Origin of the sequence: Streptosporangium sp. NPDC000396, assembly GCF_042898655.1 — a bacterium.
In the GTDB taxonomy this organism is placed as follows: Bacteria; Actinomycetota; Actinomycetes; order Streptosporangiales; family Streptosporangiaceae; genus Streptosporangium.
This window is the reverse complement of record NZ_JBIAZA010000025.1, coordinates 73,755-96,721: the sequence shown is the minus strand read 5'-3', so window position 1 is coordinate 96,721 and position 22,967 is coordinate 73,755. Positions and strand designations below refer to the sequence as shown.

Sequence of the window (22,967 nt, the reverse complement as noted above, 5' to 3'; positions counted from 1 at the left end):
TCATACGATGTACGCATGGCATTTGATACACCGTACGCATCCGTGCGGCAGGCGGAGGACGGAGACCAGCAGGCGGTGTTGGACGTCCTGACCGAGGCGTTCCTGAACGACCCACTCCTCTGCTGGCTCTTCCCCGAGGTGGGCGAAAGAGGACGCCTTCAGCCGCACTTCTACCGCCCTCTGCTCACCCATCCCACCGCCGAGGCGTATCTGGCCGGCCGTCGCGAGGGCGCCTCGGTATGGCTGACGCTGACCGCAGGCCAGACCCCCCATGAGGAGCGACCGGACGCGCCCAGGGCGGGCTCGGACTCGGTCTTCGGTGAGAACGGTGCGCGGTTGCTGGCCCTGGGTCACGCGCTGGCCCCGCGGCACCCCGACCGCGAACCGCATCTCTACCTCCCCTGCATGGGGGTGATCAGCGGGCGGCAGGGCGCCGGACTCGGCTCGGCGATGCTGCGGCACCGGCTGGAGCGAGCGGACGCCGACGGTCTCGCCGCGTATCTGGAGGCGAGTACGCCCCGGAGCCGTGCCCTTTACCAGCGGCACGGATTCGAGGATCTCGGCGAACCGGTTCGCGTGGCGGACAGCCCGCTCCTGTGGCCGATGTGGCGCCCACCGCACCGATGACCGCCGAGACACCACGACACATCAGCTCACACCACCCGTCCGACAGACACAAGGAAAGCGAACGTCAGTGACAACGAACCATGAAGCCGAGGCCCGCGACGCCGATCGGCGACCGCCGACCCTGGTGTTCATCCACGGCACCAACTCCTCCTCCGCCTGGGCTTCGGGGCTGACCAGCGAACTCACCCTGCGCGGGCACCGATGCGTGGCCGTCGACCTTCCGGGACACGGCCGCGAGGCCTTCTACCCCCGTTCGTACCAGGCCCCGCAGGACCTCCAGGCGCTGGCGACCGAACCGTCGCCGCTCGCGAAGATCACCATCGACGACTATGTCGAGCGCGTTGTGGACGTGGTGCGCCGCGCCCGCCGCCACGGGCCCGTGATCCTGGTCGGCATGAGCCAGGGCGGCGTCACCGTGAGCAGAGTCGGCAACGCCATCCCCGAACTGCTCGAACGGGTCGTCTACGTGGCGGCGTACTGCTGCGTGGACCTGCCGAACGTGGCCGCCTATCTCGAAACGCCGGAGAACAGCGAAAGCCTGCTCCCCCAAGTAACCGCGGCGATGGTCGCCGATCCGGCGATTCTCGGGGTGAGCCGGCTCAACTGGCGCTCGGCCGACCCGGCGGTGTTCCAAGGCGTCAAGGAGGCCCTTGCCGGAGACTTCACCAACGAAGGGGTGAACCGGCTGCTCAACATGCTGGAGCCGGACGAGACCGCCAGCATTCCCCTGGCTGAAGCCCGGGGCGAAGCACACACCTGGGGCCGGATCCCCCGGACGTACGTGCGCCTCACCCTGGACCGGCTGATCCCGCCGTCGCTGCAAGACCGTTTCATCACAGAGGCCGACCGTCTCACTCCGGACAATCCGACCGACGTCCGAAGCGTCGCGGCACCTCATGTCGGCCCGTTCGACCGGCCTGAACTGGTGAAGATCTTCGCAGAGCTCGCCAGCCGCTGACCCGGCACGGCATGGCCCAGGCAGGTCGTGTTCTAGTAGTGGAGGATTACGGGTTGGCCGGATGCCCGGTGAGCTCCAAGATGACCTTCGCCTGGGCCGGTATCGTCCTGCGCCGGTTCGGCGTGTGGAGATCCCGAAATCAGAGGTTCGCAACTTCTTCCGCACCGGGAACGCCGCCATCAAGTTCCGGCAGGTGGACAACTACAAGGCGGCGTCACCATGTCAAGAAGATCATCGGTAAGCGGCATGCGGGAAAACCGCACGTACGGATTGAAAGGGGATGGGGAAGCGGGCTCGCAAGAGCACCGCGCCCCTGACTACCAATGGACGTTGAAGGGCTGGCCGGCCTCGTGGTCGCTACGGCGGACAAGGACCCGTTGGTGGGCTTGGGTGCCATGGCCCGGATTCGCGCGGGTCGTCGAGTGTTTGGCGGTCGATCGTGACGGCGGTGCACGGCGACGGTGGGCTCGCCACGAGAATCGAGGAACTGCTGGGCTCCCGGCACTCTGTGGCGGCCGCCGCCCTGATCGCCCCTGGTGGCGTGACAGTGGCCAGTCGTGGCACTGACCTGGATGCGGACTTCGAGCTCGGGTCGATCTCGAAGGCGGTCACTGGGTTGCTGTATGCCGATGCGCTGGAACGCGGGGAGATCCGGCGTGACTCGACCCTGGGCGAACTGCTGCCGCTCGGCGATGTCCCGGCCGCACAAGTGACGTTGGCCTCGCTCAGTCAGCATCGGTCGGGGCTGCCCGGACTGCCCAGGTCGGCGCGTCCACTGCGGCGCAACTTCGCCCTCTGGTGGCACGGCACCAACCCTTACGGTGAGAACCTCCAGCAACTTCTCACCCAAGCGCGGAAGGTGCGGGTGGGCAGGCCACGAGCACGCTATTCCAACTTCGGGTTCGAGCTGCTCGGCCATGCACTCGCCAGCGCGGCCGGAAGGTCTTACGCGCAACTTGTTCATCAGCGCATCGTCGGCCCACTGGCACTCGACCACTTCTACCTGCCCGCGGCAGCCGATCAGCTCGGGCCGAACGCGCTCATCGGCAGGAGTCGGCGAGGTAGACCCCGGCAACCGTGGACCGGGGAAGCGATAGGGCCTGCAGGTGGCATCCGAGCCTCCATCCAGGACGTGGCTCGCCTGGTAGCGGCGCTGCTCGACGGCTCCGCACCCGGGATCACCGCCCTCGATCCGGTCGCCCCCTTCGGCAAGGGAGCACGCATCGGCGCGGGCTGGATCACCATCGTAGTCAAAGGGCGTCAGATCGCCTGGCACAACGGCGGTACCGGCGGCTTTCGGTCCTGGGCCGGCCTCGACCGCGACACCGGGACCGGCGCCGTCATCTTGTCCGCCACCTCGGCATCAGTCGATCGTTGCGGACTCTCGCTGCTGACCGAACACACCCACGCGGTACTCAACAGCTGATCTTCATCACCCAAACCTGTGGCGCTGCAGTCGATATGGAGTGCACGGTGAGCGGGCGCTCCGAGCCCGGCGTGAAGGCGGCGGTCAACGATGCTCTGGAGCGGGTCGCCAGTGAGGCCTGTTGCCTGATCAGAGTCCGGGTCGCCAGCACCGTCGAACTGTCAGTCGGCTTTCGCCAGCCGGTATTGGGTGGGCGTGACGCCGTACGAGCGGGTGAACCAGCGGGTGAGGTGGGCCTGGTCGGTGAAACCGGCCTCGCCAGCGACCCGGGCCGCGGGGTGTCCCCGGGCGAGCAGGCGGCGTGCGGCACGCAGGCGCAGCTGGCGCTGATATTCGCTGGGTGCCAGCCCGTAGGTCGTGCGGAAGGCCCGGTAGACGGCGTACCGGCTGGAACTGGTCCAGACCGCGAGGTCGTCGGCGCTGATCGGGTCGGCGTAGCGGTCGTGGATCAGTTCGCGCGCCTTCGCGGCAAGATGCGCGACCGCCGGCGTACGAGGAATGGCGCGGGGTCGCGCAGGCGTACGCGCGGCCAGGCGCGCGAGGGCGGCGACGGCGGCGCAGAGGAGCTCGTCGCGCTCGAGCGGGCCGACGCCGTGTGACAGCGCGGTGTGCAGCCTGCGCAGCCGCGCCGCGAGGACGGGAGAGTCGAGGACCGGGGCGGCGAACAGTGGCAATCCGGCGGGACCTTGCGTCACGTCGGCGATGACGTCGGTGATCAGCTTTTCGCCGATGTGCACGATCCGGTACGTGAATCCCTGTTCGTGGGCCGCGTGCCCGTCGTGCACCTCGTCCGGGTTGAACGCCATGACCATCCCGGCCGCGCTCGTGTGCCCGGCGCCGCGGCACGTGAAGGTCTGCGCGCCGTGCTCGGTGACGCCGAAGGAGTAGGTCTCGTGGCTGTGGCGGTGGTAGCGGTGGCGCAGGAAGCTCGCGTACATGGCCTCCAGCGGCATCTCGGCCGAGCGCCAGTACGTCGCCCACTCCCGGGCTGTCCGGCTCCTGCCGGTCATCTCGTCATCACCTCGTTCGCCCGCGAACATGAGTGCGGCGCACGAGCGTACAAGACCGGCCGGTCGGTGTGAGCGCAGCATGTTCGCTGGTTGTCGCGCCCGCCTCCATGGTCCACGGGCGCGGAAGGACGCGTTGCGGAGGTGCTCCCATGGCGAACACGATAACGGGCAGTCCAGTCGGTACCCGGCCGTACCTGCTGCTAGCCACGACGATGCTGTTGTGGGGAAGTGGCTTCAGCAGTTCCAAGGTGATCGTCGATCACCTGCCCCACTCCGTGGTCGCGGTGTTGCGTTTCGGCGGTGGTGCTCTGGCGCTGCTGGTCGCCCTGCGGTTGTCCCGGCGGGACGGTGAGGGCGGTGACCGCCGGCGGTCGTCGCCGCGGGACTGGGCGAGGGCGGCCGGCGCGGGTGTGCTCGGCGTCTTCGTGTACAACCTACTGTTCTTCTGGGGACTGTCGCTCGCGCCGGCGATCGACGGGAGCACCATCGTCCCGGTCATGAGTCCCGTGCTGACCACGGCCTTTCTGCTGGTCACGCGGCAGGAGAAGGCGTCGGCGGCGCGGGTGGCGGGGTTGGCGTGCGGGGCGGCCGGGGCCGTGATCTTCTTCCTGGGCTCGGGCGGAGCGGCGGGCGGAGGCCAGGCCCGGCTCGCGGGCGATCTGCTGTTCCTGCTCAGTGCCGGCTGCTGGGCCGGGTTCACGCTGCTGGGCCGCCGTGTTCTTGCCGGTATCGAGCCGCTTCGGGCGACGACGTACGCCATGGTGAGCGGGGCCGTGCTGCTGGTGGTCTACAGCGCGCCAGCGGCCGTCGAGGTCGCCTGGCACGACGTGCCCGCTTATGTCTGGCTGAACGTCGTCTTCGTGGCGCTCGGCCCGACCGCGGTGGCGAACCTGCTCTACTATCGAGGCCTTCAGGCCGCAGGCCCCGCGTCGGCGTCCATCATGATGTTCCTCGTACCCGTCGTCGGGACCACATGCTCCGCCCTGCTCCTGGACGAGTCCTTTGACGCCGTGCAGGCGGTGGGAGCGGCCGTACTCTCCGTCGGAGCCGTCCTCGCTGTCACCCAAGGCAGGATCCCGAAGCGGCATCGCGCTATCACGTCCTGAGATTGCCGGAGCCCGAGCCGCTTCTCACAGCCGCCGCGCTCATCTCGCTCACGGCGACCTCGGGCGAGGTCAAAGGGCGAGCGTGCGGGCCGCGTGTTCGGTCCACGCGGCCAGGAACGTCTCCCGCCCCAGATTACCCGGCGTGTGACCGATGAGGAGGTCCAGCAGCGGGAAGTAAGTCAGGGACGAGATGAGCACGGCGGCCGTGGCCTCCGGATCGGCCGCCTCTACCACGCCCAGCGCCCGCTGGGCCTCGATCCAGGTGGCGCACTCGCGGTAGAGGGTGGCCAGCACGCCCTGCCACATCGGCTCGAAGATCTCCGGGAACGCGGTGAACTCGCGCAGCATGATGCGCACCAGGTCCCTGTCGCCGTCGATCACGTCCCACACGGCTCGCGCCATCATGCGCAGCGCCTCGCGTGGGTCGTCCGGAACCTGCTCCACCACCTCCTGCCTCCTGAGCGCCATCGTGCCCAGGTTGCGCCGCACGGCCGTCTCGAGCAGTGCCTGCTTGGAAGGGAAGTGCTTGTAGAGCGCTCCTGAGCCGCCGGCGAGCCCGCATGCCTGCTGGATGTCGGCCACGGAGGTCGCGTCGTAGCCACGGAGTGCGAACAGCCGGATGGCCTCGTCGAGAATGCGCTTTCGAGTCACGCCGGGATTGGTTCTCGCCATAGTGAGAGAGTACTCTCTTTCTATGGTTCAAGTGATCGTGGAAGAGACCATTCGCTGCACGCCGGAGGAGTATCTGGAGTTCGTCATGGACGTCGGCCGCTACGCGGAGATCGATGACAAGATCGGCCCGATCGACTGGGTACGCCGCATCGACAACCTCGTGGAGTTCAAGTTTCGCCCCGTTCTGCCTGGTGTCCTGGGTCCAGCGCCCAAGCTGGTCTCCCAAATGCGCCTGACTCCTGGCCTGCGCGTCGACGTCCAGTACGCGCCCCTGCCCCGCAACCGCTTGAACCACCGACTGTCCCGCTTCAGCGCCTCCTTCGAAGCGAAGGCCACTGCGGACGGGGTCTCGAAGGTGACGCGCATGATCTCGATCGAGTTCGCGCCGTTGCTGCGCTGGCTGCTGGAGCCGATCCTGCGTCGCCGACTGCCTGCCGACGTGCACAAAGAGGTTCACGGGGCCAAGCAGCGACTGGAGAGCAGAGGGACCAACCCGCCCGGGAACTGATCACCCGGGATGATGTTCCCCGTGTTAGGTGGAGTCGGGTTGCTGGACTCTTATGCCGGTTGGCGGGCGCGGCGGGTGACATTTCTCTGAAACCAGTCCCAATCAATGCATTAAGTTCATTGCGAAGTTTCACGGCGGCGTGTTGCCATCTCTGTTCGCCGCGTACAGGAATAGTGCGCGCAGGACGAGTGACCACGAACATCCAGTAGAGCTGCAATGCAGGAGAAAGGGGGGTCATGAAGTCGGCAACGGCCAGGCCAGCCACCCGTGTGAGCATCCTGTGCGCATCCTTGATCGCCATGGCAATGATGCCCGCAGGGGCGTCAGTGGCGGCCACGAGCGCTTCGTCGGCCAACGTGCACGAACGGGCCTGTAGCAGCGACGGCGATATGTGCGATCTCACTTGAGGAAATGGTGCCTACGTCGAATTCAGTCCGCCTGTAAGGCTCGCACCATGAAGTACAAATGGCCTTCAAGCCCACCCTGGCAGCAGAGATGATCTCCACCGCGTTGAAAGCCGGACGGCAGGCTCGCTGGGTGAGCGAAGCCCAGGGCTGAATAACACGTTAGTGGGCGTGGGGGGCCACCGGCGGGCTCCCGGGGTGCGCCCTGATCCAGGAGATGCGCTCGCGGCTCTCGTCGTCCAGCGGCGTGTAGATCACCAGCCGTGTCTCGGGCGGCGACGCCAGCGCCATGCTCGTGGAGATCGTGCGCACCTGCCCGGCCGCGGAGTGCTGGAAGATCTTCATCCGGCTTCCGGGCCGAGCCACGTCGTGGGTGGCCCACATGCTCGCGAACTCCGGGCTGACGGCCGACAGCCGCCGGACGAAGTCGGTCCAGGCGGGCTCTCCGAGGTGCCGTCCGAACCCCGCTCGCAGGGTGGCCACCATCTGCGGCAGTTCCTCCGCGCGGTTGACCACCGGGCTGCAGCACTGGCCCACGGCGAAGATCTGCCACAGCGCGTTGCGGGTGGCGGGAGGCTCCGACGTCAGGCCCGGGAACAGCGCGCTGTAGGTGCCGTTCCAGGCCAGCAGGTCGTAGCGACCGTTGTAGACCGCGGCCGGCAGCGGGTCGAGATGGTCGAGGATGAGCTGGGTCTCCGGTTCCAGCTGCCCGCAGACGTCGGGCTGGGGCACGGTCGGCACGTCGGCGAGCCGGTAGAGGTGCTCGCGCTCGGCCTCGTCCAGCTCGAGGGTCCGGGAGATCGCGTCGAGCACCTGGACGCTGACGTTGATCGGCCGCCCCTGCTCCAGCCAGGTGTACCAGGTGACGCCGACTCCGGCGAGCATGGCGACCTCCTCACGCCGCAGGCCGGGGGTACGGCGGCGCAGGCCCGGGGGCAGACCCACCGCGTCCGGGGTGATGCGGTCACGGCGGCTGCGCAGAAAAGACGCAAGCTCGGCCCGGCGGGCACGCGGCTGGGTCATGGTCATCGCCCCATGCTGGCCGATGGGCGGCCCGCCTGCCAGGTGCTGTCAGTACCAGGATCGGCAGGCTCTCGTTACCGGTATCCGCGCGGGCCCATCGTCGTCCCCATGACCGCGATATCCACCCGGGCTCCGGCCCTTCGCACTCCCTGGCTGCTGACGGTGATCCTGACCGGGCAGTTCATGGCCATCTTGGACGTCTCCATCGTCAACGTCGCCTCCCCCATGATCCGCTCCGACCTCGGCACGTCCGGCTCGGCGCTTCAGATGATCACCTCCGGCTACACCATCGCCTACGCCATGTTGCTGATCACCGGTGCCCGGCTGGGCGGCCGGTACGGCGGGCGCCGCCTGTTCCTGTACGGCCTGGCGGGGTTCACCGCCGCCTCCCTCGCCTGCGGGCTGGCCGCCTCCGCCGAGCAGCTCATCGCCTTCCGGCTGCTTCAGGGCGCGGGAGCGGCCCTGATGGTGCCGCAGGTGCTGAGCATGATCCAGACGAACTTCGAGGGGGTCGCGCGTGCCCGCGCGCTCAGCCTCTACGCCACGGTGATCTCTGGGGCCGCCGTGGTCGGCCAGGTGCTGGGCGGAGTGCTGGTCTCCGCCGACCTGCTGGGAACGACGTGGCGGCCGGTCTTCCTGGTCAACGTGCCGATCGGGCTCGGCCTGCTCGTCGTGAGCGCGAGGCTGCTGCCCGGCGGAGGTCCCCTGCGCCACCGCGCCCTGGACCTGCCCGGTCTGGTCACGCTCTCCCTGGCGCTCAGCCTTCTGGTGGTGCCGCTGGTGCTGGGTCACGAGCAGGACTGGCCGCTGTGGGGATGGGCCGCGATGGCCGCGAGCGTGGCGTTCACGGGGATCTTCGCGCTGGTCGAGCGGAGAGCGGCCGCCCCGCTGGTGCCCGCGCGGGTGCTCCGGGCGCCCGGGGTGGTCACTTCCGCGCTGGCCATCTTCGGGGTGATGGCGACCTACGGAGGATTCCTGTTCAGTCTCGCCCTGCATCTTCAGGGTCCCCTGGGCGACAGCCCCCTGCGGGCGGGCCTGACGTTCGTTCCCGGCGCGGTGGCCTTCGCCGTGGCCAGCCTCAACTGGCGGCGGGTCCCCGAGCGCCTGCAGCGCCGGATGATCGTCGCCTCCTTCGGGGTGGCCGCACTGGGTTACCTGGGCCTGTCGCTGGCGCTGAGCGGCGGCGGTCACGGCCAGCCGCTTCTCACCGTGGCCCTGGCCGTGACCGGGTTCGGCCTCGGCGGGGCGTTCAGCCCGGTGCTCGCGATCGCGCTCACCCACGTGGCCCCCGAGGACGCGCCCGACGCCAGCGGGCTGTTCGTCATGATGGCCCAGCTCGGCCAGGTCGTGGGTGTGGCCACGTTCGGCACGCTGTATCTGAGCGGGGGTTCGGCCACGAGCACCGGTGTGGCCCTGGCGGTCACGGCGCTGGCCACCGGGGCGTGCGCGCTGCCGCTGCTGCGGCGATGAGCCCCCGCGGAAACGGCCCGCCGTCACGGGCGGGGCGCACCGCCACGGGCAGGACACACCGCCACGGGCGGGGCGCACCGCCACGGCTCCGCACGCTGTCACGGACACGGCGGGCGGAGCCGTACCCGCTCACGGACACGGCGGGCGGAGCCGTGCCCGCGACGGTCAGACCGTCCGCCGCCAGACGTCGATGGCCAGCACCTGGCGCATGCCCACCGACAGGTACAGGTCCAGCGCGGGTGTGCTGTTGTTGGCGTCCACGTGAAGGTAGGTGCCGACCCGGCCGCGCCGGGCGTCGGCGGCGAAGGCCCTGCGCAGCATGAACCGGCCGAGACCCCGGCCCCGGAAGCCCGGGAGCACGGCCAGCTGGCGCACGTAGCCGCAGTTTTCCTCCCCGGCGAAGGCGTTGGTGCCCAGCAGCATCGCCGCCGGTTCGCCGTCGACCCGGGCGACCGTCAGCTGCGACCAGTCGGTGCTGGCCGAGGCGTCCAGGTCCCGGTACCACTCCTCGTAGTCCTTCGGGGTGAAGCCGAAGTGCTCGGCGAAACCGGCCTGCTGGACGGCGTGTCCCTGGCGGCGCACCTCCTCGGTGACGCCGTGGTCGACCGACAGCCCCGGCGGGAGATCGGGCTCGGGGACCGGCGTGCCGTGGTCGGCGCGGAGCCGGATGAAGCTGGTCGCCGGGCTGAACCCGCGTGCCGAGGCGATGGCGCGCTTGCCGCTGTCCTCCCGGTACAGGCCGATGTCCATCACGGCCCTGTCGTGGCCGAGCTCGGCGGCGATCTGCCCGGCCCGCTCGGTCACGGTGTCCCAGAGCGGGCCGGTGAGCCCCGACGCTCCGGGGTGCACGACCACGTCGATGTCCACGTTGTCGCTGGTGCCTTTGCGGCAGGCCCAGGCCCAGGCGACCAGGCGCCGTGACCCGTCGTGGACGACCCAGCCGTCGGTCTCCTTGTCGAAGGCGGGTTCGTTCAGCTGGTCGACGACGTCGTCCAGGGTCATGTCCGCCTTGCCGATCACCTGCGTGTCGCACAGGGAGATCAGCTCATGAATATCGCCGGCGTCTTCGGCCAGGGGCCGCCGGGTGACATACCCGGCGGCGGTGGGGATTGTTTTCATGGAGCCAGTCTCCTCAGCGTGACTTGAATCTCGCTGGGTCCCGGCTTGGTCTCAGTCGAGGGCCGGGGCCGGAACCGGGGTCTTGGCCTCGCCCGCCTGCTCGGGGGCGGCGCCGCGCAGCGGGATCTCCTTGATGAAGGCGGCCAGCAGCGGCACCAGGACGGCGAACAGGATCGCCCACCAGAACACGTTGGAGATGGACGAGGCCAGCGACTCCAGGAAGCCGGTCCGCACGTTCGCGGGCAGCTTGTGCAGGGCGGCGGGGTTGAACTGGCCGCCGCTGGAGGCCAGCTTCTCACCGGCGGGGCCCAGCTTTTCCGTAAGGCTGGAGGTGAGCTGGTTGTTGAAGACCGCACCGAACAGCGAGACACCGAACGATCCGCCGATGGAGCGGAAGAAGGTGGAGGAGCTGCTGGCGACGCCCAGGTCCTTCTGCTCCACGCTGTTCTGCGCGATCAGCATGGTGGTCTGCATCAGGAAGCCCATGCCGAGGCCGAGCACCGCGATGAACACGCCGGTCTGCCACGAGGGGGTGTCGACGTCCATGAGGGACAGCAGCCACATGGCGACAGCCATGATCACGCCACCGAGGACCGGGTAGACCTTGTACTTGCCGGTCTTGGTGATGGCCCGGCCGACGAAGAGCGAGATCACCATGGCCGAGCCCATCATCGGCAGCAGCAGCAGGCCGGAGTTGGTGGCCGAGGCTCCCTGGACCGTCTGCTGGAACAGCGGCAGGAAGTTGATGGCGCCGAACATCGCGAAGCCGAGCAGGAAGCCGACCAGCGAGATCAGCGTGAAGTTACGGTTGCGGAACAGGTCGAGCGGCATGATCGGCTCGGCGGCGCGGCGCTCCACCGGGACGAACAGCGCCAGCGTGACCACGGCGAGCGCGCCCAGGCCGATGATCTGCGGCGAGCTCCACTCGTAGTCGTTGCCGCCCCAGGTCGTGATGAGGACCAGGGCGGTGATGCCGATGGAGAGCAGGATCGCGCCGAGCCAGTCGATGCGGTGCTCGGTGCGGTACTTGGGCAGCTGCAGCTTGACCGCCAGCACCGCCAGGGCGATGAACCCGATGGGCAGGTTCACGTAGAAGGCCCAGCGCCAGTCGAGGTGGTCGGTGATGAACCCGCCGACGAGCGGGCCGGCGATCATCGCCAGCGACATCACGCCGGCCATCATGCCCTGGTACTGACCCCGCTCGCGGGGCGGGACGAGGTCACCGATGATCGCCATCGCGTTGACCATCAGGCCTCCGGCGCCGAGCCCCTGGAGCGCGCGGAAGGCGATGAGCTGGGTCATGCCGCTGGAGGGGCCGCCCAGCATCTCCGACCCGGCCATGCCGCAGAGCGCCGAGCCGATCATGAAGATCACGATGGAGGCGAGGAAGATGTTCTTCCTGCCGTACAGGTCGCCGATCTTCCCCCAGATGGGGGTCGACACGGTGGTGCCCAGCACGTAGGCCGTCACCACCCAGGAAAGGTGGGTCAGTCCACCGAGCTCGCCGACGATACGGGGCATCGCCGTACCGACGACCATGTTGTCGAGCATGGCCAGGATCATCGCGAGCATCAAGCCCGGCAACACCACCATGACCTCACGCCGCCGCCCCGATGCGGCTGCGGTCTCCGTCACTTCCTTGCCCCCTCAATAAAGGATCTTACTTACTTGCCGACCGGCTAGTGTCGGATATGCTGGGAATGTAGGCCTCCTACTTACCGGCCGTCAAGTAGATTTCGCCGCAAAGGGAACCATGAGGGAAAACGCCGATACCCGGACCCGCATTCAGGAGATCGCTCTGAAGCTCTTCAGTGAGCAGGGCTACGAGACGACCTCCCTCCGCGAGATAGCGGAGGCTCTCGGCGTGACCAAGGCCGCCCTCTACTACCACTTCAAGAGCAAGGACGAGATCATCACCAGCCTGGTGGAGGCTCGGCTGCACACGGTCGAGGAACTGATCGACTGGGCCAGGACCCGGCCCCGTACCGACGAGACCCGCCGCGAGCTGGTCCGTCGCTACTCCGAAGACCTGTACCGAGGCCGCCACCACGAGGTCATGCGGTTCTTCGAGCGCAACCAGGCCGCGCTGAAGGACCACCCGGTGATGGAGAAGACCCGAGACCGGATGTTCGAGCTGATCACCTTCCTCGTCGAGCCGGACGATCCGACGGCGATCCGGCTGAAGAACTCGATGGCCCTGTTCGCCCTGCACGCGTCCTGGTTCATGCTCAGGGACGACACGCTCCCCGACGACGAGCGCAGGGCCGCCGCCCTGGAGGTCGCGCTCGAGCTCGTCCAGCGGTGAGCGTGCTCATCGACCCGCCGAACTGGCCGGGTCCCCGCAGCCTGCTCTGGTCACATCTGGTGAGCGACAGCTCGATCGAGGAGTTGCACACCTTCGCCGCCCTGCTGGGCGTGCCTCCGCGCGCCTTCGACCGTGACCACTACGACGTCCCCGAGACCGTCTACGGGCGGGCGGTCGCGCTGGGCGCGGAGGCGGTGTCATCGCGTGAGCTCGTCACCCGTCTCATCGCCTCCGGCCTGCGCAAACGCAAGGTCCGCCGCTGAGTCGGCACCTCACGCATAGGTGCCGGCACACCGGGCAGGGCGCCCTCTGGAAGAGAGTCTTACCTCCAGGGGGAATCATGCTCAACGACAAGACGATCGCGTTCCTCGTCGCTCCGGAGGGGGTCGAGCAGGTCGAGCTCACCGAGCCGTGGGACGCCGTCATGCAGGCGCGGGGCACGCCCAGGCTGATCTCCACCCAGCCGGGCGAGGTCCAGGCGTTCAACCACCTCGACAAGGCCGACCGGTTCCCGGTGAACGAGACGATCGACGAGGTGCTGGCGGACGACTTCGACGGGCTGGTGCTGCCCGGCGGCGTCGCCAACCCCGACATGCTGCGGACCGTGCCCAGCGTCGTCCGGTTCGTGAAGGACTTCTTCGACTCGGGCAAGCCCGTCGCGGCCATCTGCCACGCGCCCTGGACCCTGATCGAGGCCGACGCGGTGCGCGGCCGGACGGTCACCTCGTGGCCCAGCCTCAGAACCGACCTGCGCAACGCCGGGGCGGACTGGGAGGACCGCGAGGTCGTGATCTGCACCTCGGGCCCGAACACCCTGATCACCAGCCGCAGACCCGACGACCTCAAGGCCTTCTGCCAGGCGGCCCTGGACGCGTTCTCCGCCTAGAAGACCGCTGAAGACCTTGTTCGGTGCTGTGTGACCGGAGTGCGGGAGGGGTCATCGCCTGGCCGGCGACCCGCTGGAAGAACACCGGGCCCGGGCGTCAGGATTCCGGCGGCAGGAACACGTGCCAGTTCTGCTCGCGGCCCACGCGCAGGGGGACCGGGTCCCAGGAGTGGAGGAATGCCGCCGTCCACTGCCTGGTTGGCCCCTCGCCTTCCCTTCGTACGGCTACCGCGTAGAGCGTGCTCGCATCCGGTGGGACGCCGCAGGCCGCATCGAGCACATCCTGAACTCCCGCTCCCGTGACGAGCGGAGTTCGTCGAGCTGGCCACACCGGATGACAGCGAGTTGCCGGGTCCGGCCGCGACGCCGGGCCTTCGTGAGCTGCCGTTTTTCGACCATGCACAATCTGTTCGCAAGATGTCATTAACAGGAGATCCAGCACCCCCAAAATTCGGTCATGAAGCAGCTCCTCGCGCTCGCGACCGCAGCGGCCCTCGCGCTCCCGGTCTCCCCTGCATCCGCGCTCGGCAGCACGCCCGGCGCGCCCGGTGCCGGTGACCCCTACTTCCCCCAGCAGGGCAACGGCGGCTACGACGCCGGCCACTACGAACTCGCGCTGGACTACAACCCGAGCTCCAACAGCCTGGCCGGGACGGCGACGATCAGCGCCCGCAGCACGCAGGCGCTGAGCCGCTTCAACCTCGACCTCGTCGATGACCTCACCGTGCACGCGGTGACCGTCGACGGGGCGGACGCCTCATTCACCCGGGACGGCGACGACCTCGTCGTCACCCCGGCCGCCGCCATCGCGTCCGGCCGCGATTTCACAGTCCTCATCAGGTACGGCGGCAAGCCCACCCACGTGCTCGACCCCGACGGATCGCGCGACGGCTGGATCAGGACCAGCGACGGCGTCTTCAACGCGAACGAACCTCAAGGCGCCATGACCTGGTATCCGGGCAACCACCACATGATCGACAAAGCCACTTATCGGTTCACGGTGACCGTGCCCGACGACCGCGTCGCGGTCGCCAACGGCGACCTCATCTCGCGAAGCTCCAGCGGCGGGCGTACGACGTTCGTGTGGGACGCACGCGAGCCGATGGCGAGTTACCTCACGACCGTCACCGTCGGGAAGTTCCAGCTGACCGACACCAGGACAGGCAGCGGCCTGCGCAACATCGTCGCCGTCGATCCCAAGCTGGCCGACAGCGCGAAGAACCTGGCCGACCGGCACGGACCTGTGATCGACTACTTCAGTTCGCTCTTCGGCCCCTATCCGTTCTCCGCCACGGGCGCGATCGTCGATCACGAGCCGAACGTGGGCTACGCCCTGGAAACGCAGACCAGACCGATCTACCCCGTGGTGCCGAGCGAGCGGCTGCTCGCGCACGAGCTCGCCCACCAGTGGTTCGGCAACTCCGTCACCCCGACCCTCTGGAAGGACATCTGGCTCAACGAGGGCTTCGCCACCTATGGGGAGTGGTTGTGGCAGGAGAAGATCGGCACTCGTACCGTCCAGGCATCCTTCGACCAGGCCTATGCCACCCCCGAGGACGACGAGTTCTGGCAGACGCCGACCGCCGACCCCGGCGGCCCGGCGAGTCTCTTCCATGACCCCGTCTACGACCGCGGCGCCATGACCCTGCACGCTCTGCGCGGCGCGGTCGGCGACACCACGTTCTTCTCGATCCTGAGGACGTGGGCGAGCGAGCACAGGCACGGCAACGCCGACACCTCCGCCTTCATCGCCCTCGCCGAGCGTCTCTCCGGCAAGCAGCTCGATGCCCTTTTCGACGCCTGGCTCTTCAAACCCGGCAAGCCCACCCTCTGATCCTTTCTTGCTACGGCCTGCGCTCCGGTTCCGGGCGCAGGCCGTAGCCTGATTCATCGATTGATCAACGCGCTGCACGACCCGGCGGCCGGGTACGGCGAGGCGGCCGGTGGTTGACACCGCCGGGGCGAGGCTCGGCGCGCGGAGGCGGTGGCTCCGCCCGGTTAGGACGGATCAGGCAGGGCAAGGCACTAGGGGTGGACCGGCTGAAGGAGGAACTGTGGAGGCCACGATCGCGTTGCGCCTGCCGCGTGACGCCGCAAGCGTTCCGGTCATCAGGCAGCTTCTGGACTCGTCGCTCTGCACCCTGGGGGTGGAGCCTCAGATCCGGGATGACATCCAGCTCATGCTCTCGGAGGCGTGCTCCAACGTGATCCAGCACGCCACCCCGAGTGATGACTACATGGTGAGTGCCGAGCTTTTCCGCGACCGTTGTGTGATCAAGGTTGTGGACGCGGGGGACGGCTTCGACTTCTCGGTGGCGCGTGCCCCCTCCCCCACTTCCGAGCACGGGCGCGGACTGCTCATCATGAAGGCCCTCGCCGACGACATCCGTTTCGTCAACCGGCCCGAGCAGGGCTCGATCGTCTGCCTGGAGAAGGCCCTGCGCTTCGTCGAGGACGCCCCGGGCCGGTCACTCCTGCTCAGCGAGGAGCTTGAGTTCGGACAGGGCGTCGCGGAGATGATCGGTGATGATCCACACATCGGGAACCATTTCCCGGCAGGCGATCACGCCAACGTCAAGTGAGCCGTCGTATGAGAAGACGGTGATGTTGAGACCACCGCTGACATCGGTGATCACCGAGACGGGGTGATAGGAGAGCAATCGGGCTCCGCTCACGTAGAGCGGGATCTGCGGGCCGGGGACGTTGGAGATGACCACGTTGATCGGCCCCGCGGTCTCGGCCAGCATGTTGAAGGCGGCACGTGCGGCCAGGCCGGTCAGGGCGGAGGGCATCATGTCGCTGACCTCCTGGAGCCAGCTGGCCGGGGCCAGCGACGCGCGGTCCTTGATCAGGGCCATCGCGTCCCGTACGGCCCGCAGCCGTTCCACCGGATCGGCGATCTGCGTGGCCAATGTGGTGATCATGATGGTGACCTGGTTGCCCTCGCTCTGGTCGCCGGGGGTTCGCAGCGAGAACGGCACTCCCGCGACGAGCGGCTGGTCCGGCAGCGCGTCATGTTTGAGCAGCCACTGCCGCAACGCCGCCGCGCACAGGGTCATCACCACGTCGTTCACCGTGACGCCGAAGGCGTTCTTGACCTGTTTGACCTCCTCCAGCGGCAGCGCGGTAAAGGCGAACCGGCGGTGGCCGCTGATCCGGCCGCTGAAAGGCGTGCGGGGGACGGCCAGGCGGGGCAGCGCGGGCGTCTGGGCGCCGTCGGCGTCGCCGTACAGGCGGTTGACCAGATCCCGGGTGACCCGGGAGACCAGGCCCGCTCCGGGCAGCTGGGAGAGTATGGGGATCTCATCCAGGTGGGGTATCGCGTTGACCAGGAACTTCACCGTGTGCGCCGGGTTGAGGGCGATGTTGGCCGCGCCCCTGATGATCATCTCTTGCGTGTCGACGCGCTCCTCGGGCTCGCTCCCGGGCGCCATCGCGATCTCGGCGGGTTCGGGAGAGATGTCCAGGAGGGCGGCCAGGACGTTGGCACCGGTGACGCCGTCGATCGCGGCGTGGTGGACCTTCATGTAGAGGGCCGTCCGGCCGCCGGCGAGGCCGTGGATCAGATACATCTCCCAGAGCGGACGGTGCCGGTCCAGGCGGCGGGCGTGCAGCCGCGCGACCTGGTCACCGAGCTGTCTGTCGCTGCCCGGCGCGGGCAGCGCGATCTCACGCACGTGGTAGTCGAGGTCGATCCTGGATTCCTCGGTCCAGTACGGACGGTCCAGGCCCAACGGCACGAAGGCGAGCCTCCGCCGGAACGGGGCCGCCAGGTGGAGCCGCCTGGCCAGCAGGGAGAGGAGGTCTCCCCGGGTCAGCTCGCCGGACAGGATGGCCAGCCCGGCGATGTTGGCGACGTTCGTCGAGGTCTCGATGTTGAGGAACTGCGCGTCCACCGCGCTGAGCTGGCGCACCGTCTACCTCCCGGAAGTCCTGGCCCCATTCTTCTCCCGGCCGGTCGCCACGGCCAGCGCCGCCAGTGCGACGAGAAGCACCATGGAGACGACGAGAGCCGCCAGCCAGATGAGCCCGAAAACGACCACGATGGTGATGATCTCACTGATCGGCTGCCACACCGCAAAGCTTTGCCCGGATTATCCGCACCTATACCGCGTTCCAGCGGGTGAGCTTCACCGCGAGGTGGAGTTCTAACCTGTGGGCTCCATCCTTCAGGCTCCGCCCGGTGAGCTCCTCGATCCTGGTCAGGCGGTAGTAGAGGCTGGTGCGGTGCAGGTGGAGCAGGCGGGCGGTGTCTTGCGCGTCCCCCCCGGCGTCCAGGTAGGCCTCCAGTGTGGCGAGGAGCGTCGGATGCTCACGCAGCGCACCGAAGGGGATGGCCGTGGGCTCGGCGAGCAGCCGGTAGACGCCCAGCTCCGGCCAGCAGGCGACCGGACCGAGCGCCGGTTCGGCCGCCGCCGCTCTGGCCGCGGCGACCGCCTCCCTGTGCGCCTGCCCGGCCGACTCCAGCCCGGGATGGACCGCGCTGACCCCCGCCCCGCCCCGGGTCCTGGCAGCCAGCAGCTCTCCCAGCGCCCGCGCGTCCTCGCCCCCGTTCAGCAGCAGTACGGCATGCCGGTCGACGATCGCGAAGGCCGGAGGGCGGCGCAGCCGGGCGAGTTCCTCGTCGATCGCCTCACGCAGGTTCCCCGAGCCGCCCCGCAGGGCCAGGACGCGCAGCGGCCCCTCGCCGAGCACGGCGGCCGCCCGCCGTACGGTGATCTCCTCGCGGAGAAGACGGCGAAGGGTGTGGGAGCTGCCTCCGTCGTCGAGGAGAGCCGCCACGAGCGTCGCGTCCCGCGCGGTTCTCACCAGTTCCTGGGGGCTCAGCGGGCCGTCGCCCTCGATGACCCAGAGAGAGCCGACGCGCCTGTCCCGGTGGAGCAGCGGCACGCAGAGCCTGGCCGCCATGCCCAGTGCGGGATTGGCGGGAATCCTGACCGGCTCTCGGGCCGTGGCCACCCCGTGGGACTCCTGCCAGGCCTCGACCTCGGCCGGGACCGATCGGGACAGGATGGCCTGGGCCCGGACCTGGTCGACCTCACCGTGATGGGCGCTGTGCGCGATGACCCGGCCCTCGGGGTCGTCCACGGCCACGCCTCTCCCGACGGCCACGGCCAAGGAGTCGAGGAGAGTCTGAACCTCATCCGCGATCATCGGCAAATTCTACAGATGTAGGAAGAATCTCCACTGGCGGAACGATGAATGTTTCCGGCGTGAGCCGTACCGTCGCATCCATCTCCTCCCGAAAGGAACCACCGTGGAAGAGTCCAGCCGAGTCGCCCCCTGGGCACCGCCCCGGGCGCAGCGGCGCCTGGCGGAGCTGGAGTCCGAGCTGAGCGGGCTCGGCCTGCCCGAGGTCACCCGGCTGGTCGACGCGGTGCTCGCCGAGCATCGGGGCCGGCTCGACGAGGACGGCGTCGTACTTTACGCGGGCACCAACACGATGAGCGAGCAGGCCCGCGCGGCCCACGACGTCTCGCTGGGCAGCCGCCCGTCCATGGGCTGGCCGGGAGAGAAGTTCCAGACCGGCCTGGACGAGCTGGACGTGCTGGAGGTGCTCGCCCCGCTCCAGGTCGCGGCGCTGATGGGCGGCGAGTTCGCCGAGGTCAGGCTGCAGAGCGCGACGATGGCGAACCTCGCCTGTTACACCGCGTTCGCCCGGCCGGGCGACACGATCGCGGTGCTGCCGGAGGCCGCCGGCGGCCATGCCAGCCACCACGCCCAGGGCGCGGCCGGGGTCCGGGGCCTGCGCGTGGTCGATCTGCCCTACGATGCCGAGCGGTTCGCCATCGACTACGACGCGCTGGCGCCGTTCCTGCGCGAGCGGCGGCCGGCGCTGGTGGTGGTCGGGGCGAGCCTGATGCTGTTCCCCCACGACGTCGCGCGGGTCCGCGCGGCGTGCGACGAGGTGGGCGCGATCCTGATCTACGACGCCTCGCACGTGGCGGGGCTGATCGCGGGCGGCCGGTTCCAGCGTCCGCTGGACGAGGGCGCGCACCTGGTGACCATGTCCACCTACAAGTCCTTCGGCGGCCCGCCCGGCGCGGCCATCGTGACCCGCGACGAGGATCTCGCACGCCAGGTGTCCGCGGCCGCCTACCCGGGTCTCCTCGCGAACTACGACGCCTCCCGGCTGGCCCCGCTGGCCGTGGCCGCCGCCGAACACGCCGCCGGGGGTCCCGTCTACGCCGACCGCTGCATCGCCAACGCCAAGGCGCTGGCCGCGGCGCTGGACGGCGAGGGCTTCACCGTGGCGGCCGCCCACCTGGGCTGGACCGTCTCCCACCACGTGGCGGTCGACGCCGCCGCGTTCGGCGGCGGAGACGAGGCGGCCCGGCTGCTGGCCGAGGGCGGCGTCTACCTCAGCGGCATCGGCCTGCCCGACCAGGCCCCGGGCGAGCCCATGCGCGGCCTGCGGATCGGCACCCAGGAGGTGACTCGCCGCGGCTTCGGCCCGGAGAGCATGCGCGAGGTCGCGGCGCTGATGCGCCGCCTGCTGATCGACGGCCAGGACCCGGTCAAGGTCCTCCAGGACACGGTCGCCCTGCGGCGGTCCATATCATGAGCCCGGACCGGCCCGCTTGACCCCCTGGGGGCTCGCCCCCCTGGCGGGCCGGTCCGTAACACCTTTCCGGCCGGGATCTGCGCGCATCGCCGATGACGCGGTACGGCGGCGCGGCCTCTATCCGACCCAGACGGTCTTGAGGTTGCAGAACTCGCGGATGCCGTGCGCCGACAGCTCCCTGCCGTATCCGGAGTGCTTGACACCGCCGAACGGCAGCTGCGGATACGAGGTGACCATGCCGTTGACGAAGACCGAGCCGGCCTCCAACTCGTTGGCGAAGCGCTCCTGTTCGGTCTCGTCGGTGGTCCAGGCGTTGGAGCCGAGCCCGAAGTCGGTGACGTTGGCCAGCGCGAGCGCCTCGTCGATGTCACCGACCCGGTACAGCGAGGCCACCGGGCCGAAGACCTCCTCCTTGAAGATCCTCATCTCCGGGGTGATGTCAGTGATCACGGTCGGCTCGTAGAACCAGCCGGGCCGATCCGGGCACGCTCCCCCGCACAGCACCCGCGCGCCGCGTCCCGCGGCGTCGGCCACCATCTTCTCCACGTCGTCGCGCCCCTGCCGGGTGGCGAGCGGCCCCACGTCGGTCGACTCGTCCATCGGGTCTCCCACCCGCAGCGCCTCCATCAGCGCCACGAACCGGACGGCGAAGTCCTGGTACACGTCGGAGTGCACGATGAACCGCTTGGCCGCGATGCAGGACTGGCCGTTGTTCTGCACCCGGGCGGTGACCCCGGTGGTGACGGCGTCGTCGAGATCGGCGGACGGCATCACGATGTAGGCGTCCGACCCGCCCAGCTCCAGAACGGTCTTCTTGACCTCGCTCCCCGCGATCGACGCGACCGATCGGCCGGCCGGCTCGGAACCGGTCAGGGTGGCCGCCACCACCCGGCGGTCCCGCAGCACCGCCTCGACCTGGCCGGATCCGATCAGCAGGGTCTGGAAGCAGCCCCGGGGGAAACCCGCCCGGGCGAACAGCTCGTCCAGGTAGAGGGCGGTCTGGGGAACGTTCGACGCGTGCTTGAGCAGCCCCACGTTGCCGGCCATCAGCGCCGGCGCGGCGAATCTGATCACCTGCCAGAGGGGGAAGTTCCACGGCATCACCGCGAGCACCGGCCCGAGCGGCTGGTAGCGCGCGTACGCCCGCCGCGCACCGACGGCGGGCGCGTCCGCGGGCTCGTCGGCCAGGAACTCCTCAGCGTGGTCGGCGTAGTACCGCATCGCCCGCGCGCACTTGGCCGCTTCGCTCCGGGAGGCGGCCAGCGGCTTGCCCATCTCGGTGGTGACCAGCCGGGCCACCTCCTCCTGCTCGGCGTCGAGCAGGGCGGCGGCGCTCTGCATCCAGGCCGCCCGCTGCTTGAAGTCAGTGGTCCGGTAGGTCTCGAATTCGGCGGCGGCGAGTGCGAGCCTCTGGTTCAGATCATGCTCACTCAGCGGTTCGAAGGTCTTCAGAGTCTCACCCGTGGCCGGGTTGATCGTCGCGATCGCCATCGGTACCTCCTCGACGGCCGTCGCCTCGGGCGACGGAACAGTCGGATTTGAGAGCCGTCGGACGGGGACGGACCGGCGGCGCGGCAGGTGTCGGCACGGACGTGCCGCCCTGCCGCGGCGCCGTCCGCACGCGGCGCGAACAGGGAGATCACGTCCTGTCCCCCTTCCCATCAGTATCCGCTCCGCTCCGCAAAAAACGGGCGCAAGGATGGAAAACGGATAGACGTACAGATAGTGGCTTCTATAGGGGAAATCAGGAAAGACAGTGACAGATGTTTGGGAATGCCGAAATGGGTACGGCTGTCAGTGATTTCCCTACTCCGGAGGTAAGGCCATGAGTGCCGAACGCGGCAGCGCCAAGCACGGCCCGCGCGTCGATGAGTACCAGAAGCACGAGACCCAGGGTGTCGTGCGGAGCGGCGGCTCCACCCACGCCGAGGAATGGGCGGACCCCGAGGGTATACGGGACCCCGCGGAGGAGCTGTCCCCCAGGAGGCATCCGCCCGGACACGAGCCCGGCACCCCCGAGGGAATCACCCCCGTCGACGTCGAACGCCGCAGCGCCCTCGCCAAGTGGCTGAGTGACGCCCAGTGGCCGGCGGATCGCGACGATCTGATGGAGCACGCCGAGACGAGGCTGGCTCCCGACGAGCTCGTCGAGAGCCTGCGCGACCTGCCCGACGGAGAGTTCCACAACGTCGGCGAGGTGGCGAGGGCCCTCGGGCTCGGGGCGGAGCGCCGCCGCTGGTAGGGCCTCTCACATCCGGTGGCGCCCACCGCCACCGCAGACCGCGCCCCGTGACACGGCGACGAGTTCGCCGCCGCGGGGCCCGGCCGGGCCTGCCCGGGTCCTGACGGCTCCTCACCTCCGCCGGAGACTCCGGGCAGGCCTTCGCGCCGGACTCGCGGGCAGATCTCGTGACCGACTCGCGGGCAGATCTCGTGACCGACTCGCGGGCAGACCCGAGCAGACCCAGGCAGGCCTTCGCGCCGGGTCAGAATCGGCCCCGAACGGGGCCTTTCGCATGGGCCAGCCAGCGCCAGCGCGGGATCTCGGCGACGACGCAGGCCACCGCAAGCACGCTCACCGCGAGCGCGATCGCGGTGTACCAGGCCGCCCAGGAGGAGATCACGGCGGCGGCGAGCTGCATGAGGACCAGGGCGACGGTCACCGGGCCCGGCACGGGGACCATCCCGTGGGCCTTGTCACCGGGGGTGGTGAACACGGTCGGCAGGCCGATGAGGATCACGACCGACAGCAGGGCCACGGGAACGGAGACGGACCAGAGGGCCCAGGGCGTCGCGACCCAGGCGACGAGTTCGGTGGCGAAGCGGAGGACGGAGGCCAGACGGCTGTCGGGGGCCTCTCCTCCGGGGCCGGTGCGCTGGTTGGGCAT

General features: G+C 69.1%; 24 protein-coding genes. 13 read left to right on the top strand and 11 right to left on the bottom strand.

Annotated elements, in window-relative coordinates; genetic code table 11:
- Positions 1–15: 15 nt before the first annotated feature.
- The 3 genes from ACFY2X_RS33615 to ACFY2X_RS33605 all read left to right on the top strand — a co-directional run bounded on the left by ACFY2X_RS33615 (position 16) and on the right by ACFY2X_RS33605 (position 3,011).
- Positions 16–627 (top strand): GNAT family N-acetyltransferase, encoded by a 612-nt coding sequence (locus ACFY2X_RS33615; protein ID WP_389946579.1) that lies wholly within the window; start codon positions 16–18, stop codon positions 625–627.
- Between the two features lie 67 nt (positions 628–694).
- Positions 695–1,585 (top strand): alpha/beta fold hydrolase, encoded by an 891-nt coding sequence (locus tag ACFY2X_RS33610; RefSeq protein WP_389946577.1) that lies wholly within the window; start codon positions 695–697, stop codon positions 1,583–1,585.
- A 439-nt stretch (positions 1,586–2,024) separates the two neighbouring features.
- Positions 2,025–3,011, top strand: coding sequence for a serine hydrolase domain-containing protein (locus ACFY2X_RS33605; protein ID WP_389946575.1), 987 nt, complete (start codon positions 2,025–2,027; stop codon positions 3,009–3,011).
- 161 nt (positions 3,012–3,172) lie between these two features.
- Here ACFY2X_RS33605 and ACFY2X_RS33600 read toward each other — a convergent pair whose 3' ends face one another.
- Entirely contained in the window at positions 3,173–4,021 is an 849-nt protein-coding gene (locus ACFY2X_RS33600; RefSeq protein WP_389946573.1) for an AraC family transcriptional regulator, read from the bottom strand.
- Positions 4,022–4,170: 149 nt separating this feature from the next.
- On the opposite strand from ACFY2X_RS33600, the gene ACFY2X_RS33595 reads away from it, so the two are divergent.
- A complete protein-coding gene (locus tag ACFY2X_RS33595) occupies positions 4,171–5,127 on the top strand; it encodes a DMT family transporter (RefSeq protein WP_389946571.1) in 957 nt (318 codons plus the stop codon).
- Positions 5,128–5,196: 69 nt separating this feature from the next.
- On the opposite strand, the gene ACFY2X_RS33590 is transcribed toward ACFY2X_RS33595, so the two are convergent.
- Positions 5,197–5,799: a TetR/AcrR family transcriptional regulator gene (locus ACFY2X_RS33590; RefSeq protein WP_389946570.1), complete on the bottom strand. Its 603-nt coding sequence runs from the start codon at positions 5,797–5,799 to the stop codon at positions 5,197–5,199.
- A 22-nt stretch (positions 5,800–5,821) separates the two neighbouring features.
- Between ACFY2X_RS33590 and ACFY2X_RS33585 the strand changes: the two genes are divergently transcribed.
- Entirely contained in the window at positions 5,822–6,307 is a 486-nt protein-coding gene (locus ACFY2X_RS33585) for a hypothetical protein (protein WP_389946567.1), read from the top strand.
- A gap of 566 nt (positions 6,308–6,873) precedes the next feature.
- On the opposite strand, the gene ACFY2X_RS33580 is transcribed toward ACFY2X_RS33585, so the two are convergent.
- On the bottom strand, positions 6,874–7,740 hold the full coding sequence (locus ACFY2X_RS33580; RefSeq protein ID WP_389946564.1) for a helix-turn-helix transcriptional regulator: 867 nt from the start codon (positions 7,738–7,740) through the stop codon (positions 6,874–6,876).
- Positions 7,741–7,842: 102 nt separating this feature from the next.
- Between ACFY2X_RS33580 and ACFY2X_RS33575 the strand changes: the two genes are divergently transcribed.
- Positions 7,843–9,204, top strand: a complete 1,362-nt coding sequence (locus ACFY2X_RS33575; protein WP_389946562.1) for an MFS transporter — start codon at positions 7,843–7,845, stop codon at positions 9,202–9,204.
- Between the two features lie 165 nt (positions 9,205–9,369).
- Here ACFY2X_RS33575 and ACFY2X_RS33570 read toward each other — a convergent pair whose 3' ends face one another.
- Together ACFY2X_RS33570 and ACFY2X_RS33565 are read right to left on the bottom strand one after the other, a co-directional pair.
- The gene (locus ACFY2X_RS33570; protein ID WP_389946559.1) at positions 9,370–10,323 is read right to left on the bottom strand and encodes a GNAT family N-acetyltransferase; all 954 of its coding nucleotides are present in this window, start codon (positions 10,321–10,323) and stop codon (positions 9,370–9,372) included.
- 51 nt (positions 10,324–10,374) lie between these two features.
- The gene (locus ACFY2X_RS33565) at positions 10,375–11,958 is read right to left on the bottom strand and encodes an MDR family MFS transporter (RefSeq protein WP_389946556.1); all 1,584 of its coding nucleotides are present in this window, start codon (positions 11,956–11,958) and stop codon (positions 10,375–10,377) included.
- A gap of 118 nt (positions 11,959–12,076) precedes the next feature.
- On the opposite strand from ACFY2X_RS33565, the gene ACFY2X_RS33560 reads away from it, so the two are divergent.
- The 3 genes from ACFY2X_RS33560 (at position 12,077) to ACFY2X_RS33550 (ending at position 13,514) form a co-directional block, all read left to right on the top strand.
- A complete protein-coding gene (locus tag ACFY2X_RS33560) occupies positions 12,077–12,628 on the top strand; it encodes a TetR/AcrR family transcriptional regulator (RefSeq protein WP_389946552.1) in 552 nt (183 codons plus the stop codon).
- Positions 12,625–12,891, top strand: a complete 267-nt coding sequence (locus ACFY2X_RS33555) for a DUF4031 domain-containing protein (RefSeq protein WP_389946550.1) — start codon at positions 12,625–12,627, stop codon at positions 12,889–12,891. Before ACFY2X_RS33560 ends, ACFY2X_RS33555 begins: the two co-directional genes overlap by 4 nt.
- A 77-nt stretch (positions 12,892–12,968) precedes the next feature.
- Positions 12,969–13,514 (top strand): type 1 glutamine amidotransferase domain-containing protein, encoded by a 546-nt coding sequence (locus tag ACFY2X_RS33550; RefSeq protein WP_389946547.1) that lies wholly within the window; start codon positions 12,969–12,971, stop codon positions 13,512–13,514.
- A gap of 97 nt (positions 13,515–13,611) precedes the next feature.
- Here ACFY2X_RS33550 and ACFY2X_RS33545 read toward each other — a convergent pair whose 3' ends face one another.
- Positions 13,612–13,794 carry a hypothetical protein gene (locus ACFY2X_RS33545; protein WP_389946544.1) on the bottom strand — a complete coding sequence of 61 codons (183 nt, stop codon included), beginning with the start codon at positions 13,792–13,794 and terminating at the stop codon, positions 13,612–13,614.
- Between the two features lie 177 nt (positions 13,795–13,971).
- On the opposite strand from ACFY2X_RS33545, the gene ACFY2X_RS33540 reads away from it, so the two are divergent.
- Together ACFY2X_RS33540 and ACFY2X_RS33535 are read left to right on the top strand one after the other, a co-directional pair.
- Entirely contained in the window at positions 13,972–15,348 is a 1,377-nt protein-coding gene (locus ACFY2X_RS33540) for a M1 family metallopeptidase (protein ID WP_389946541.1), read from the top strand.
- Between the two features lie 220 nt (positions 15,349–15,568).
- Positions 15,569–16,096: an ATP-binding protein gene (locus tag ACFY2X_RS33535; RefSeq protein WP_389946538.1), complete on the top strand. Its 528-nt coding sequence runs from the start codon at positions 15,569–15,571 to the stop codon at positions 16,094–16,096.
- On the opposite strand, the gene ACFY2X_RS33530 is transcribed toward ACFY2X_RS33535, so the two are convergent.
- The 3 genes from ACFY2X_RS33530 to ACFY2X_RS33520 are packed head-to-tail and all read right to left on the bottom strand — an operon-like array spanning position 15,983 to position 18,668.
- Positions 15,983–17,428 carry a wax ester/triacylglycerol synthase family O-acyltransferase gene (locus ACFY2X_RS33530; protein WP_389946535.1) on the bottom strand — a complete coding sequence of 482 codons (1,446 nt, stop codon included), beginning with the start codon at positions 17,426–17,428 and terminating at the stop codon, positions 15,983–15,985. The genes ACFY2X_RS33535 and ACFY2X_RS33530 overlap by 114 nt on opposite strands.
- A 3-nt stretch (positions 17,429–17,431) precedes the next feature.
- Complete coding sequence (locus ACFY2X_RS33525) at positions 17,432–17,590, bottom strand: hypothetical protein (RefSeq protein ID WP_389946532.1); 159 nt, start codon at positions 17,588–17,590, stop codon at positions 17,432–17,434.
- A gap of 28 nt (positions 17,591–17,618) precedes the next feature.
- Positions 17,619–18,668 (bottom strand): PucR family transcriptional regulator, encoded by a 1,050-nt coding sequence (locus ACFY2X_RS33520; protein WP_389946529.1) that lies wholly within the window; start codon positions 18,666–18,668, stop codon positions 17,619–17,621.
- A 103-nt stretch (positions 18,669–18,771) separates the two neighbouring features.
- On the opposite strand from ACFY2X_RS33520, the gene glyA reads away from it, so the two are divergent.
- Positions 18,772–20,079: a serine hydroxymethyltransferase gene (glyA, locus tag ACFY2X_RS33515; protein ID WP_389946526.1), complete on the top strand. Its 1,308-nt coding sequence runs from the start codon at positions 18,772–18,774 to the stop codon at positions 20,077–20,079.
- Positions 20,080–20,196: 117 nt separating this feature from the next.
- Here the strand turns inward: glyA and ACFY2X_RS33510 are convergent, their stop codons facing one another.
- The gene (locus ACFY2X_RS33510; RefSeq protein WP_389946523.1) at positions 20,197–21,570 is read right to left on the bottom strand and encodes an NADP-dependent succinic semialdehyde dehydrogenase; all 1,374 of its coding nucleotides are present in this window, start codon (positions 21,568–21,570) and stop codon (positions 20,197–20,199) included.
- A gap of 334 nt (positions 21,571–21,904) precedes the next feature.
- Between ACFY2X_RS33510 and ACFY2X_RS33505 the strand changes: the two genes are divergently transcribed.
- Complete coding sequence (locus ACFY2X_RS33505; RefSeq protein WP_389946521.1) at positions 21,905–22,321, top strand: DUF2795 domain-containing protein; 417 nt, start codon at positions 21,905–21,907, stop codon at positions 22,319–22,321.
- A gap of 244 nt (positions 22,322–22,565) precedes the next feature.
- Here ACFY2X_RS33505 and ACFY2X_RS33500 read toward each other — a convergent pair whose 3' ends face one another.
- Entirely contained in the window at positions 22,566–22,967 is a 402-nt protein-coding gene (locus ACFY2X_RS33500) for a hypothetical protein (protein ID WP_389946518.1), read from the bottom strand.

Coding starts and splice junctions, on each gene's coding strand:
- ACFY2X_RS33595 (WP_389946571.1), top strand. CDS start 4,171: ATGGCGAACACGATAACGGGCAGTCCAGTCGGTACCCGGCCGTACCTG.
- ACFY2X_RS33575 (WP_389946562.1), top strand. CDS start 7,843: ATGACCGCGATATCCACCCGGGCTCCGGCCCTTCGCACTCCCTGGCTG.
- ACFY2X_RS33600 (WP_389946573.1), bottom strand. CDS start 4,021: ATGACCGGCAGGAGCCGGACAGCCCGGGAGTGGGCGACGTACTGGCGC.
- ACFY2X_RS33560 (WP_389946552.1), top strand. CDS start 12,077: ATGAGGGAAAACGCCGATACCCGGACCCGCATTCAGGAGATCGCTCTG.
- ACFY2X_RS33510 (WP_389946523.1), bottom strand. CDS start 21,570: ATGGCGATCGCGACGATCAACCCGGCCACGGGTGAGACTCTGAAGACC.
- ACFY2X_RS33500 (WP_389946518.1), bottom strand. CDS start 22,967: ATGCCCAACCAGCGCACCGGCCCCGGAGGAGAGGCCCCCGACAGCCGT.
- ACFY2X_RS33550 (WP_389946547.1), top strand. CDS start 12,969: ATGCTCAACGACAAGACGATCGCGTTCCTCGTCGCTCCGGAGGGGGTC.
- ACFY2X_RS33590 (WP_389946570.1), bottom strand. CDS start 5,799: ATGGCGAGAACCAATCCCGGCGTGACTCGAAAGCGCATTCTCGACGAG.
- ACFY2X_RS33520 (WP_389946529.1), bottom strand. CDS start 18,668: ATGATCGCGGATGAGGTTCAGACTCTCCTCGACTCCTTGGCCGTGGCC.
- ACFY2X_RS33540 (WP_389946541.1), top strand. CDS start 13,972: ATGAAGCAGCTCCTCGCGCTCGCGACCGCAGCGGCCCTCGCGCTCCCG.
- ACFY2X_RS33615 (WP_389946579.1), top strand. CDS start 16: ATGGCATTTGATACACCGTACGCATCCGTGCGGCAGGCGGAGGACGGA.
- ACFY2X_RS33580 (WP_389946564.1), bottom strand. CDS start 7,740: ATGACCATGACCCAGCCGCGTGCCCGCCGGGCCGAGCTTGCGTCTTTT.
- ACFY2X_RS33505 (WP_389946521.1), top strand. CDS start 21,905: ATGAGTGCCGAACGCGGCAGCGCCAAGCACGGCCCGCGCGTCGATGAG.
- ACFY2X_RS33585 (WP_389946567.1), top strand. CDS start 5,822: ATGGTTCAAGTGATCGTGGAAGAGACCATTCGCTGCACGCCGGAGGAG.
- ACFY2X_RS33570 (WP_389946559.1), bottom strand. CDS start 10,323: ATGAAAACAATCCCCACCGCCGCCGGGTATGTCACCCGGCGGCCCCTG.